This is a genomic window from Pontibacter chinhatensis (assembly GCF_900113285.1).
Taxonomy (GTDB): Bacteria; Bacteroidota; Bacteroidia; order Cytophagales; family Hymenobacteraceae; genus Pontibacter; species Pontibacter chinhatensis.
Genome location: NZ_FOOT01000006.1, coordinates 65,785 through 78,222, shown reverse-complemented (window position 1 = coordinate 78,222; position 12,438 = coordinate 65,785). Strand labels below are relative to the sequence as shown.

General features: G+C 51.0%; 13 protein-coding genes. 8 read left to right on the top strand and 5 right to left on the bottom strand.

The window, feature by feature from the left end; all coding sequences use genetic code 11:
- Positions 1-75: 75 nt before the first annotated feature.
- Both BM040_RS16775 and BM040_RS16770 read right to left on the bottom strand, forming a co-directional pair.
- Positions 76-852, bottom strand: a complete 777-nt coding sequence (locus tag BM040_RS16775) for an ABC transporter ATP-binding protein (protein WP_092103963.1) — start codon at positions 850-852, stop codon at positions 76-78.
- A 57-nt stretch (positions 853-909) separates the two neighbouring features.
- Positions 910-1,641: an MlaE family ABC transporter permease gene (locus BM040_RS16770; protein ID WP_175491095.1), complete on the bottom strand. Its 732-nt coding sequence runs from the start codon at positions 1,639-1,641 to the stop codon at positions 910-912.
- Positions 1,642-1,752: 111 nt separating this feature from the next.
- Here BM040_RS16770 and BM040_RS16765 point away from each other — a divergent pair, with 111 nt between their 5' ends.
- From BM040_RS16765 to BM040_RS16735, 7 genes are all read left to right on the top strand, one after another.
- Positions 1,753-2,460: an SDR family oxidoreductase gene (locus BM040_RS16765; RefSeq protein WP_092103961.1), complete on the top strand. Its 708-nt coding sequence runs from the start codon at positions 1,753-1,755 to the stop codon at positions 2,458-2,460.
- 167 nt (positions 2,461-2,627) lie between these two features.
- Positions 2,628-3,335 (top strand): SDR family oxidoreductase, encoded by a 708-nt coding sequence (locus tag BM040_RS16760; RefSeq protein ID WP_092103959.1) that lies wholly within the window; start codon positions 2,628-2,630, stop codon positions 3,333-3,335.
- Positions 3,336-3,423: 88 nt separating this feature from the next.
- Positions 3,424-4,341: a gliding motility-associated ABC transporter ATP-binding subunit GldA gene (gene gldA, locus BM040_RS16755; RefSeq protein ID WP_092103957.1), complete on the top strand. Its 918-nt coding sequence runs from the start codon at positions 3,424-3,426 to the stop codon at positions 4,339-4,341.
- Positions 4,342-4,432: 91 nt separating this feature from the next.
- Positions 4,433-5,161, top strand: a complete 729-nt coding sequence (gene gldF / locus BM040_RS16750) for a gliding motility-associated ABC transporter permease subunit GldF (protein ID WP_092103955.1) — start codon at positions 4,433-4,435, stop codon at positions 5,159-5,161.
- Positions 5,155-6,846, top strand: a complete 1,692-nt coding sequence (gene gldG / locus BM040_RS16745; protein WP_092103953.1) for a gliding motility-associated ABC transporter substrate-binding protein GldG — start codon at positions 5,155-5,157, stop codon at positions 6,844-6,846. Before gldF ends, gldG begins: the two co-directional genes overlap by 7 nt.
- A 107-nt stretch (positions 6,847-6,953) precedes the next feature.
- Complete coding sequence (gene dnaN, locus BM040_RS16740; protein ID WP_092103951.1) at positions 6,954-8,078, top strand: DNA polymerase III subunit beta; 1,125 nt, start codon at positions 6,954-6,956, stop codon at positions 8,076-8,078.
- A gap of 160 nt (positions 8,079-8,238) precedes the next feature.
- Positions 8,239-9,570, top strand: a complete 1,332-nt coding sequence (locus BM040_RS16735; protein WP_092103949.1) for a sensor histidine kinase — start codon at positions 8,239-8,241, stop codon at positions 9,568-9,570.
- Here BM040_RS16735 and BM040_RS16730 read toward each other — a convergent pair whose 3' ends face one another.
- Positions 9,571-10,638: an endonuclease/exonuclease/phosphatase family protein gene (locus BM040_RS16730; RefSeq protein WP_092103946.1), complete on the bottom strand. Its 1,068-nt coding sequence runs from the start codon at positions 10,636-10,638 to the stop codon at positions 9,571-9,573. It abuts the gene before it with no gap.
- 53 nt (positions 10,639-10,691) lie between these two features.
- Here BM040_RS16730 and gldC point away from each other — a divergent pair, with 53 nt between their 5' ends.
- Positions 10,692-11,045 (top strand): gliding motility protein GldC, encoded by a 354-nt coding sequence (gene gldC / locus BM040_RS16725; RefSeq protein ID WP_092103944.1) that lies wholly within the window; start codon positions 10,692-10,694, stop codon positions 11,043-11,045.
- Positions 11,046-11,149: 104 nt separating this feature from the next.
- Here gldC and BM040_RS16720 read toward each other — a convergent pair whose 3' ends face one another.
- Together BM040_RS16720 and dcd are read right to left on the bottom strand one after the other, a co-directional pair.
- On the bottom strand, positions 11,150-11,611 hold the full coding sequence (locus tag BM040_RS16720; protein WP_092103941.1) for a hypothetical protein: 462 nt from the start codon (positions 11,609-11,611) through the stop codon (positions 11,150-11,152).
- A gap of 177 nt (positions 11,612-11,788) precedes the next feature.
- Entirely contained in the window at positions 11,789-12,325 is a 537-nt protein-coding gene (gene dcd, locus BM040_RS16715) for a dCTP deaminase (protein ID WP_092103939.1), read from the bottom strand.
- Positions 12,326-12,438 lie beyond the last annotated feature (113 nt).

Genomic DNA, 12,438 nt, shown 5'->3' with positions numbered 1-12,438 from the left:
GTATAAACGAATTATAAAGTATAAAAAAGCCTCCTGCAGTATCTGCAGGAGGCTTTTTTATACTTTGCTGGGGGTTTACTCGGCCTGGTTTCGCTCTTCTTCCTCCACCTTTTTGGCGTCGCGCATCAGGCGGTTGGCGAAGATAAACTCATTTAGTTCTGGCACATCAGAGTCCAGAATGTTGTCGCTGGTGCCTTCCCAGAGTTTTTTGCCTTCGTACAGAAACATGATGTTGTCGCCGATCTCTATCACGGAGTTCATGTCGTGTGTCACGACGATGGTGGTGATGTTATACTCCTCTGTAATCTCCTTTATCAGCCTGTCAATCTTCAGCGCTGTGAGCGGGTCCAGGCCAGAGTTTGGTTCATCGCAGAAAAGGTACGTACACTTGGGGGCGATGGCACGGGCGATGCCCACGCGCTTTTTCATGCCGCCGCTCAATTCGGAGGGCATTTTCTTATTCGTGCCTTCCAGCCCCACCCGCTGCAGGCAGAAATTCACGCGGTCCAGGCGCTCGTCTTTGCTCATCCCGTTAAGCATTTTGAGGGGGAACTCCACATTTTCCTCCACCGTCATGGAGTCGAACAGGGCAGAACCCTGGAACAGCATTCCTATTTTCCGGCGGATCTCCTGCTTGATGTCCAGTTTGTTGTTTGTGAAGTAGGTGCCGTCGAAGGTAACGCTGCCAATATCCGGCTTAACAAGGCCTACGATGCACTTGAGAAGCACACTTTTGCCGGTGCCGCTTGCTCCGAGCAGCAGGTTCGTCTTGCCTGTCTGGAACACGCCGCTCACGCCGTCCAGCACCTTTTTGCCGTTGAAGCTTTTATGTATGTTATGGATTTCTATCATGCACTGCGGGTTGAGAGGAAGTATAAGGCATGGCCCCTACTGTAAAGTATAAACGTATCAGAGCAGCAATTGGGCGCAGACAAAGTCAGCTATCAGCACGGCTATCACGCTGTTGGTTACGGCAGCCGTACTGGCAGAGCCTACTTCCAAAGCACCTCCGGAGGTAAAATAGCCCCTGAAAGAGGAGATGGAGGAGATCAGGAAGGCAAAAATAACCGACTTAATCAGCGCGAAGGTGATGTTGTAAGGTATAAAATCGATGCGGATACCGGTGATATACTCCTGTGCCGTGAGTTGCCCGGTTAAGGTGCCGGCCAGGTAGCCGCCCATCAGCCCCAGAAACATAGCAAGTATCACCAGCATCGGGAACACAAGCAGCGCCGCGATAATTTTGGGCAGCACCAGGTAGGAGATTGAGTTGATGCCCATTACTTCCAGGGCATCCACCTGCTCGGTAATTTGCATGGTGCCCAGCCCGCCGGCGATACTGGAACCCACCTTGCCAGCCAGCACGATGGAGGTGATGGTAGGCGCCAGTTCCAGGATGATCATCTCGCGCACGATAAAACCGATGGTGGAGCGTGGAATAAAGGCACTCTCCATGTTGTAGGACACCTGCACAGTAGACACCGCACCTATGAAGGTAGAAACAAGGGCGACGATAAAAATCGAGTTGATACCTATCAATATGGCCTCGTCCATCGTTCTGTTAAATAGTATCTTGGGAGACTCTCCCCGTACGACGAGGTTCTTCAAGAAAAGAAGGTACTTTCCGAAAGCTTGCAACATTTTGGGATGCTCAGGGTTTGAAAACGGGGTATGTGACGTCTGTTAAACAAAAATACTGTTAAATACCTATATTACGGATAAAATCAAAAAACATACAAATCACAGCATCTCATGCACAGATATATTTTAGTGACGGGGGGCACCAAAGGCATCGGTCGGGCGATTATAGAGCAGTTTGCCAAGGAGGGCTTCCATATCATCACCTGCTCCCGAACGGAGGGGGACCTGCACAAGTTAAAGCTGGAGATAGAGGAGCGTTATACTTTCTCCAAAGTGTTTTACCAGGAGGCAGACCTGAGCAACCTCGATTCGGTCAAGCGATTTATCTCCTACGTGCGCAACCTGAACGTGCCTATTGATGTGCTGGTTAACAACAGCGGCTTGTTTATCCCGGGCAAGGTTACAGAGGAAGACGAGGAGGCGCTGGCCTACATGATCAATACCAACCTGTACAGCGCCTACCACATTACCCGCGCCTTTGTGCATGACATGATTGCCCGCCGCAGCGGCCACATCTTTAACATGTGCTCCACGGCAAGTATCATGGCCTATACCAACGGCGGATCCTACAGCATTTCTAAGTTTGCTTTATACGGCATGAGCAAGGTACTCCGCGAGGAGCTGAAGGAGCACAACGTGCGTGTTACTTCTATACTTCCGGGAGCCACCTTAACAGCCAGTTGGGAGGGTGTGGATCTGCCTGCGGAGCGCTTCATGAAACCGGAGGACGTGGCCATGTCGGTATGGGGCGCTTATACCTTATCAGAGCACAGTGTGGTGGAGGAAATCCTGATCAGGCCACAGTTGGGAGACCTTTGAGTTAGAGAGTTGGGGAGTTTTGGAGTTAGAAAGTTAAAAGGTTAGAAAGTTAGAAAGTATATAACTGACTTTCCTATGTTTTCACTTACATGCTTCTTCGTCTTAAAATTCTGATTTTACATTCTCTCATTCACTCAATCACTCATTCAAAATTAAACTATAAAACTATGAATCTGGAAGGAAAAGTGGCAGTAGTGACCGGGGTAAGCAAAGGCATTGGCCTGGCTACCGTGAAGGCGCTGCTGGAGAAAGGAGCTATTGTGGCGGGATGGGGACGAACAGCCCCTGATCTGCAGCACGAGCAATTTCATTTCTTTGAGTGCGATGTGCGCTACCCCGAGTCGGTGCAGAATGCATTTGACCAAACCATAGCACGCGTAGGTACGCATGTGCAGGTGCTAATCAACAACGCCGGACTTGGTCTATCCGCCTACTTTGAAGACATGAGCCTGGACGACTGGCACCTGATGTTCGAGACGAACGTGAACGGCATTTTCTACTGCACGCGCCTGGTGCTGCCGGGTATGAAGGAGCTAGAGGAAGGCCACATCATCAACATTTCTTCCATTGCGGGTACCACTGGTATTGAGCAGATGGCCGGCTACTGCGGCACCAAGCACGCCGTGCGCGGTATTTCGCACTCGCTCTACAAGGAGGTGCGCAACTATGGCATCAAAGTTACCTGCATCTACCCGGGCTCCGTGCAAACCAACTTCTTCGATAAGATTGAGAGCGTGACGGTGAATGAAAACATGATGCGCCCGGAGGACATTGCCTCTACCATCATGCATGCCCTGGAGTCGCACCCGAACTACCACCACGTTGATATCGAGGTGCGTCCGCTGATGCCGAAGGGAAAAATTCAGAAGAACTAAGGTTTTATTCGTTGTTCGTTAATAGTTAATCGTTATTCGTTCTTAACTTTCTAACTCCTAAACTTTCTAACTTTCTAACTTTCAGGTTTTGTCTGTAGAAGTAAAGAACCTTACAAAAATTTACGGTACCCAGCGGGCCGTGGACGATATCTCGTTCACGGTGGATCAGGGGCAAATTCTTGGTTTCCTGGGGCCAAACGGAGCCGGTAAATCCACTACCATGAAGATAGCGACCTGCTACCTGCCGCCTTCTGCCGGCACGGTGGTAGTAGCTGGCCACGATGTGGTGCAGGACCCGATTGCCGTGCGCCGGAACGTTGGCTATTTGCCGGAGCACAACCCCCTTTACCTGGATATGTATGTGCACGAGTACCTGGAGTTTGTGGCTTCTGTTTATGGGCTCAAAGGGAAGTATAAGAAAGCTCGTGTGCAGGAGATGGTGGAGCTTTGCGGGCTGACGCTGGAACAGGGCAAGAAGATAGGTGCCTTGTCAAAAGGCTACCGCCAACGGGTGGGGCTGGCGCAGGCGCTGGTGCACGACCCGCAGGTGCTTATTCTGGATGAACCCACCACCGGCCTCGACCCAAACCAGATTGTGGAGATACGTGCCCTTATAAAACAGATCGGGCAGAACAAAACTGTTATTTTTTCCACGCACATCATGCAGGAAGTGGCTGCTATCTGCGACCGTGTGGTGATCATCAACAGGGGCAAACTGGTGGCAAACAGCGATGTGGCCAGCCTGCAGTCAGGAGTCAGAAACGAGAAGGTGACCCTGGTGGAGTTTGAGGCCCCGGTGGAGCTGGATGCCCTGCAAAGTATACCCGGCGTGCAGCGTGTGGAGCTGGCGCAAAATCATACTTACCGCATCAGTTCCAGCCTGGAGGCTGATGTGCGCTCTAATATTTTCCGCATCGCGGCCGAGCGCAACTGGCCTCTGGTAGGCCTAAAACAGGAGGAGCGATCGCTGGAGCAGATCTTTCAGCAACTCACAAAGAATGAATAGTTTGTAATGAATAATCAATGAATAATGGTACTAACACAATCGCTTGTCACTCATTAATCATTACTCATTAGTCATCACGCCTTAACAAAAGATGTTCGCAATCTTAAAAAAAGAATTTAACGGCTTCCTCAACTCCCTGATTGCCTACATGGTGATTGCGGTGTTTCTGGTGGCCATCGGCATGTTTATGTGGGTGTTCCCGGAGAGCAGCGTACTGGAGTATGGCTTTGCCGACATGCAGACGCTCTTTGCCATGGCACCCTGGGTGTTTCTGTTCCTGATTCCAGCCATTACGATGCGCACCTTTGCCGAGGAAAAGCGCGAGGGAACCATCGAACTGTTGCTCACCAGGCCTATTACTGACCTGCAGCTTATACTTGGCAAATACTTCGCTGCACTCTTGCTGGCCTTGTTTGCCCTGCTGCCCACACTGCTTTACTATTATTCCGTTTATACTTTAGGCAACCCGCAAGGCAACGTAGACTCTGCCGCCGTAGTGGGCTCTTACCTGGGCCTGATTTTTCTGGCCGGGGTTTTCTGTGCCATTGGTGTGTTTGCCTCCGCTGTGTCAGACAACCAGATTATCTCCTTCGTGATTGCGGTGTTTCTGTGCTACATCATCTACACAGGCTTTGATTTGATTGCCTCCATCCCTGTGTGGGGGAGCTACGAATACTTTATCAGCCAGCTAGGTATTTCCTACCACTATGCCGCCATCAGCAAGGGCCTGGTCGATTCCAGGGATGTGTTATACTTTCTGAGCGTGATCGCGATCATGGTACTGGCCACTAAACTTGTGTTGAGGAGCAGAAAATGGTAACGGAGCAGAACAAGAGCAAGCGCGGCCGCGACATATTGGTGTTTCTGGCCTCGGTGGCGGGCATCATACTGCTGAACATACTTGCCTCCAGCTACTTCTTCCGCCTCGACCTGACGGAGGACAAGCGCTACACCATTGCCCCTGTAACCAAGCAAATGCTGGGCGACCTGCAGCAGGAAGTGGTGGTGGATGTGTACCTGGAAGGCGACTTCCCGGCGGGCTTTAAACGGCTGCAGCAGTCGGTGCGCGAAACGCTGGACGAGTTCCGGATCTACGCCGGTGGCAACCTGCGCTACAACTTCATCGACCCCACTCAGATTGGCAACGAGGAGGAGCGAAACGAATTCTATACGTCGCTGGCCATGAAGGGCATTATGCCTACCAACCTCCGCGCCACCGAAGACGGCAAGCAGGTGGAGCGTCTGGTGTTTCCGGGGGCTGTGGTGAAGTATAATGGCAAGGAAGCGGCTGTAAACCTGCTGAAAGGCAACCTGGCGGCCTCCTCAGACGAGCGCCTGAACCAGTCGGTAGAAGGGGTGGAGTATGAACTGGCCACTGCTATCCGTAAGCTGGCTTTCCAGGGAGGCAAAATCATTGGGTATATTGAGGGGCACGGCGAGTTGGAGCAGTCGCAGGTGGCAGATTTGATAGGCTCATTGGGTCAGTATTACCGCGTAGCCCGCGGCGACCTGGCGCAGATTCCGTCGCTGGACGCACTCGACCTGATCATTGTGGCAAAACCCACCTCCGCCTTTTCCGAGGCCGACAAGTATAAAATAGACCAGTTCATCATGAAAGGCGGCAAGGCGGTCTTCTTTGTGGACCCGATGAACGCCAACATGGACAGCATTGGGGCGGGAGGGACCTTTGCCATGCCCTACAACCTGAACCTGGATGACTTGCTGTTCCGCTACGGGGTGCGCCTGAACCCCAACCTGATCATGGACCTGAACTCAGGCTTTATACCCATGGTCACCGGCTACCTGGGCGATAAGCCGCAGACGGAGATGGTGAACTGGCGCTTTTACCCGCTGCTGAACAATTTTGCCAAGCACCCCATCACCCGCAACCTTGATGCTGTTTACGCCCGGTTCGTCAGCACGATAGATACCGTTAAAGCCGATGGCATCCGGAAAACGCCGCTGGTTTATACTTCCACCTACTCCAGGATCATGGAGGCCCCGGTGCCCCTGACGCTGGAAGAGGCGCGGATGGAGGTGAACCCGCAGCAGTACCAGGCAGGGCAGCAGCCGGTTGGCTACCTGCTGGAGGGTAAGTTTACCTCGCTCTTCCGCAACCGCCGTGCCCCGGAAGGGGTGGCTAACACCCAGGTGCAGGAGCAGGGCGTGGAAACGAAAATTGCCGTTTTCTCCGATGGCGACCTGGTACGCAACGACGTGAACCCACGCACCGGGCAGGCCTATGAGCTGGGTTTTGACAGGTTCAACAACGTTACTTTCGCCAACAAGGAACTGGCTCTGAACACCGTGCATTACCTGCTTGATGCCGAGGGGCTGATTAACGTCAGAAGTAAGGAAATTGCGCTACGCCCACTGGATAAAGTGCGCGTGCGCGAGGAGAAAACGTACTGGCAGTTGCTCAACCTGGTGGCGCCGATCGTACTATTGGGCGTGTTTGGACTTACCCGCTATTACCTGCGCAAGCGTAAGTATGAGCGGTTCTGAAATTATCTGGCTATAACACAGCCAGCCACGAAAAAGCACTCGCAAAAGGCTTAGGATAAAAACGAAATATTTTTAACTTTGCCTAAATAACATTATAGGTATACGTAATGAAATTCATCGTCTCTTCATCTGCTCTTCTGAAGCAGCTTGCCAGCATAAACGGAGTGGTAACCAACAACCCGGTGGTACCCATCCTGGAGAACTTCCTGTTCGAAATCAATAACAGCACCCTCACCATCACAGCCAGCGACCTGGAAACTTCCATGATTACGCAGCTGCCGGTGGAGGCGAAGGAAAACGGCCGTATCGCCGCCCCTGCCAGAATCCTGCTGGAAACGCTGAAGAACCTGCCAGACCAGCCGGTGACTTTCACCATTGATGAGGAAACGTATACGATTGAGATTAGCTCCTCTAACGGACGCTACAAACTTTCCGGTGAGAACGCGACAGATTTCCCGCGCGTGCCGGTGGTACAGGGCGGAAACGCCATCGAGATTCCTTCCAACGCTTTGGCCAGAGCCATCAACAAGACCATCTTTGCGGTTAGCAACGATGAGCTGCGCCCTGCCATGACTGGTATTTTCGTGCAGCTGCGCAAGGAAAATGTGACGTTCGTGGCGACCGATGGACACCGCCTGCTGCGTTACCGCCGCACCGATGTGGGCACTAACCAGGAAGCCTCTATCATCGTGCCTCGCAAGGCCTTTACGCTGCTCAAGTCTACGCTGCCTTCTGAGGCTACTGCCGTGCGCATGGAGTTCAACCAGTCTAACGCTTTCTTCAGCTTCGACAACATCCGCATGATTTGCCGCCTGATTGACGAGCGCTACCCGGACTATGAGAACGTGATTCCGGTAAAGAACCCAAACAAGCTGGTGATCGACCGTACCGACCTGCTGAGCTCTGTGAAGCGTATCTCCATTTACTCTAACAAGACAACACATCAAATCCGCCTGAAGCTTTCCGGCTCCGAGTTGCAGGTGTCTGCCGAAGATCTGGACTTCTCGAACGAGGCGAATGAGCGCCTGACCTGCCAGTACGATGGCGAGGATATGGAGATTGGCTTCAACGCCAAGTTCCTGATGGAGATGCTCAACAACATCGACTCCGACGAGATTACCTTTGAGCTTTCTACACCTAACCGCGCCGGTTTGCTGATGCCAATCGTGAACGAAGAGGCGGAGGATGTGCTGATGCTGGTGATGCCGGTAATGCTCAACAACTACGTATAAAAAGTATAAGTATACTTATTGCTACAGAACAGGCGGGTCGTAATGGCCTGCCTGTTTTGTTTTGGATATTTTGGTACAATTAGGCGCTAAATTAAATAACTGCTGTATAGTTATACTTTTGTTATAACACCTTATATTTGAGGTACTTTTATTTGTGCCTATGAGGCTATACTTCTACCAATCTGCTCCTGAAGCGTACCGGCCTGGTTTCCGGCAGTACTATTCTCCCTTCAATGTAAAGTCTCTGCACTTGCTCTCCAGAATATGGCTTCTGATAGCCGTGCTGGTGCTGGTCAGTGATGTGCTCTTTAACTACTCCGCTTATTTTAAGGGCGCTGCCTTGTACAGGGTGGCTTACTATAGCTATGCGGGGGCAGGTCTGGCAGTGTTCCTGGCGTCCTGGTGGCTCCGGAAGAAGCGGGCAGGGGAGGAGCAACAGCAGGTATACCGCTACCTCTGCCTGGGCTATGCTTTTGTGTTCGCCATCACCTGCCTGCTCATGTCGGTGGCCGTGCAAGGCAACCCCATGAATAACATGACCATGTACCTGCTGGGCCTGGCCTTGGTAGCGACCCTTTTTGTTTTTGAACTGAAGGAGTTGCTACTGCTGGCCATACTGGTAGAGGCTACCTTTGCGCTAGGGGTAACGTTTCTGGATCTGCCCACTGACCGATTCATCATGAACCAGACGGGATCTGTCTTCCTCGTGCTCTTCTTCTTTCTAATCAGCAGGCTAAACTATAGTTTCAGGCTGAATCATTTCATCCAGCTGCAGCAGATTGAGCAAAAGAACGCGGAACTGCAGAAGCTGAGTAAAGCAAAGACCAACATACTCGGCATCGTAGCGCACGACTTAAGGGGGCCCTATGCAAACGTAGAAATGATGGCCAAAATGCTGCAGAGCAAAAGCATGCCCGCCGAACAGCAGCAGCGTTTCTATGAGATGATCCTGAAAAGTTGCCAGAGCGCCAAAAACATCATCACCGAATTGCTGGATATGGCCAGGCTGGAGCAGGAGGAAGCATGCGTGCTGGAGCCAACAGACCTGAACAGCCTTTTGCTGGACATTGAAAAGGAATGGAGCTTAAAGCTGAAAGAAACCCGGCATTTCCTTGTCCAGCGAACCGACGAGAATATCATGGCCGATATTGATGCAGAAAAATTCCGACGCGTTCTGAACAACCTGATTTCCAATGCGGTGAAGTTCACCCAGGAGAAGGGAAGTATAAAACTCCACCTCTCGAAGCAGGATAAGAAGGTGCTTTTAAATGTTTCGGATGATGGCATCGGCATCCCGGAGGACATCAAACCTTACTTGTTCGAGCCATTCTCTAAGGCGGGCCGCAAGGGGGTACGGGGAGAGCAGTCGGTCGGGCTTGGCCTAAGTATCACACGCAAGCTTGTGGAACTGCAGCAAGGTATCATCGAAGTGGAAAGCCAGGCGGAACGAGGCACCACCTTCCGGATAACGTTGCCAACTGCCTTAGGATAACTACCTGCTGCGCCTCACCTGAATAAACACCGGGAAGTGGTCTGAATAGCCGCCCCTGTACACGGTGCCGCTGTAGGTGTCTTTGGGGGACTCTCTATACCTGCCCAAAGTATACTTGATAGCAACCGGGTTATAGATCTTGGCAGATCCTCTGACGTACTCCAGCCCCTCTTTAGGCCCTATCATTGATTTAGACACCATGATCTGGTCCAGCATCTGGAAATCGCCCTGGTTGGCATAGCTGCCCCTGCCGTTCACAAACAAGAGGTAGTGGGTGTTGAACAGCTCTGTGGGGTAAGCCGGGTCAGGGCGGCCGGTGGCGTTCAGCGTTTTTTCCAGTACGCTGGTATTAGGCTCTACATCAAAATCGCCAATAACAATGATCTTCGCGTTAGGGTCGGCTTTCTGCTGTTTATCGATCTCCTGCCTGAGCGTGGCGGCAGCGGCCTGAAGGCGACGGTCGTCCCGTTTGCTGGAGCGGGCACGGCCACGGGCTGGCCAATGATTCACATAGATCGTTACCAACTCTCCCTGTAACTCGCCCTTCACCTGCAGGATGTCCCTGGAAGTATAGCCGGATTCCTGGAACTTAATTTTGATGAACTCAACAGAAACAGGCTTAAAAGCTCTGGGTTTGTAGAGAAGCGTAAGGTCCAGGCCCTGCTCATCGTTCATTTCCTGGTGAATGACGTTGTACCCGGCGCGGCGAAGGGGAGGCGTGTTAAGCAAGTCATCGACTACCTGTCGGTTTTCCACCTCGCTCAGCCCGATAATATCCGGCCCATTTTTGCCGCCGATACCGGCTATAACAGTGGCTATGTTCTGTAGTTTTAACTTATAGCGTTCCTCGGTCCACTCCATTTCGCCATCTGGGGTAAACGGATCATCGTTGGTTTCCGGGTCGTCTTTTGTATCGAAAAGTTTCTCGGTGTTATAAAAGGCAATCGTCTGAAGCTTCCCGCGCTTAGAGGCAATAGGAATGCTGGAGCAACCGGCCAGGGTGAGGACGGTAAAAAGGAGCAATAGGGTTTTAAATCCGTGGTGCATCGTGTAACTTTGTGCTATCATTAATTATTAGCATATTACGAGAACACTATACAATAAAGTTTAAATTTGAGCTTATGAAGAAGTCTGAAATATACTTTAGCATTGCCCTTGACGATAATCACATCCCGGAGGCCATTAGCTGGCGCGCCACGGATGCAGGGGAGAAGATACATTTTGCCAAAGCCATCAACATCTCCCTTTGGGACAGAGATGAGGCGGGCACCATGAAAATTGACCTTTGGACCAAAGACATGCCAGTGGATGAGATGAAGTATTTCTACATCGATACCATGGGCGCCATGGCACAAAGTATAGCCACTGCCACCAGTGACCAGGTAATGGCCGAGAAGATACGCACGCTTTGCCAGGAGCTGATGGAGCACGTGGAGCAGGACCGCCTGAAAAACGACCCGAACGCTGGCAAGTAAGCCACTGATTAAAAGTATAAAAGCAACGAAGCCGCCCATCATTTGGGCGGCTTCGTTGCTTTTATATTATATGTTCCTATTTATACTTTGTCGCTGGCAGTTGCTTAGTTTACGCCGACTTGGGCGTTAGTGCCAGCAGGATCAACTACAGCTATACTTCCATCTTCCTGATAGTTCAGGCTAGCCATAAACTTCTGGTCTTCTTCGCAATATACCTTTCTATCGCCAAAATAATGGTTATACTGCTCTGTGCTCAGTACATTCTCAAGCGCCAAATCACGGTCGGCATAAACGCTCTGGCACAGTGCCTCTATTTCCTGCTTGTTACCAGCATGCTGCAGCTCAATGGCAGAAATTTGCTCGGCTACCTGCATGTTTAATTCTCTTACTTTCTTTGACTGGTAATTATTTAAACGCAGGTCTTTAATCATCTGATCAGACAAGTGCTGGGCTCTGGCGGCAACAACAGCTTTGGAGACCTTCTCTTTCGAAGCTTTTTCTCCCGTCGCTTTTGAAGCAAACACACAGCCAAACATCATGCACATCATTACCAATACCTTTTTCATAATCTTATTCTTTTACTTGTACCTTCTCTCTTCTTATACTTTTAAAACGGCTCCAAGGGTATAAAAATTCCGCTTATTGCCTGTTTATTTTATGGTTTATAAGGTGCATATATCATGCCAAAAGCCCGTTTAAGCTAACTTAAACGGGCTTTTGTTGCTGTATATCAAAAAGTTATACTACCACTCGTTCATCCACATCATCGACTCTACAGGCGTGATGGTGCGGTGGTTATACTTGGCGTTTTGCTTCTTGTTATAGTAGTTCTCGATACCTCCTTTTACCTCGAAGTAGATAAGCTGGCCAATGGGCATGCCGTAGTAGATGCGCACTTTCTGAGACACGGAGATCTCTAGGGTCCAGGTATTGCAGAAGCCTACATCGCCCTTGCCGGCCGTAGCGTGAATGTCAATGCCCAGGCGGCCCACACTTGATTTACCCTCCAGGAATGGCACGTGCGCGTGCGTTTCGGTGTACTCCAGCGTTACGCCTAAGTATAATCTGCCGGGCTGCAGTACGTAGCCTTCCTCCGGAATCTCAAAAACCTCAATCTGGTTGTGTTTGCGCGCGTCCAGTACTTCGTCTACGTAGCAGGCCAGGTAGCGGCCCAGGTGCACGTCGTAGGAGTTGGTGCCGAGGCAGGAGCGGTCAAAAGGCTCTACCAGGATGGCGCCCTTCTCCATTTCCTCGAGTATCTGCTTGTCTGATAAAATCATGTTGGTGGGTATTTTAGGAATGTAAAAGTAAGGAGAACCGCTGATTAAATCACAGGTAAATTAAAGATAACAAAAAATGCGCTGATTTTATACTTCTACCGGTAGCGGGAAAA

Coding starts and splice junctions, on each gene's coding strand:
- BM040_RS16720 (WP_092103941.1), bottom strand. CDS start 11,611: ATGAAAAAGGTATTGGTAATGATGTGCATGATGTTTGGCTGTGTGTTT.
- gldC (WP_092103944.1), top strand. CDS start 10,692: ATGAAGAAGTCTGAAATATACTTTAGCATTGCCCTTGACGATAATCAC.
- BM040_RS16765 (WP_092103961.1), top strand. CDS start 1,753: ATGCACAGATATATTTTAGTGACGGGGGGCACCAAAGGCATCGGTCGG.
- BM040_RS16735 (WP_092103949.1), top strand. CDS start 8,239: ATGAGGCTATACTTCTACCAATCTGCTCCTGAAGCGTACCGGCCTGGT.
- BM040_RS16775 (WP_092103963.1), bottom strand. CDS start 852: ATGATAGAAATCCATAACATACATAAAAGCTTCAACGGCAAAAAGGTG.
- dnaN (WP_092103951.1), top strand. CDS start 6,954: ATGAAATTCATCGTCTCTTCATCTGCTCTTCTGAAGCAGCTTGCCAGC.
- BM040_RS16730 (WP_092103946.1), bottom strand. CDS start 10,638: ATGATAGCACAAAGTTACACGATGCACCACGGATTTAAAACCCTATTG.
- BM040_RS16760 (WP_092103959.1), top strand. CDS start 2,628: ATGAATCTGGAAGGAAAAGTGGCAGTAGTGACCGGGGTAAGCAAAGGC.
- dcd (WP_092103939.1), bottom strand. CDS start 12,325: ATGATTTTATCAGACAAGCAGATACTCGAGGAAATGGAGAAGGGCGCC.
- gldF (WP_092103955.1), top strand. CDS start 4,433: ATGTTCGCAATCTTAAAAAAAGAATTTAACGGCTTCCTCAACTCCCTG.
- BM040_RS16770 (WP_175491095.1), bottom strand. CDS start 1,641: ATGTTGCAAGCTTTCGGAAAGTACCTTCTTTTCTTGAAGAACCTCGTC.
- gldG (WP_092103953.1), top strand. CDS start 5,155: ATGGTAACGGAGCAGAACAAGAGCAAGCGCGGCCGCGACATATTGGTG.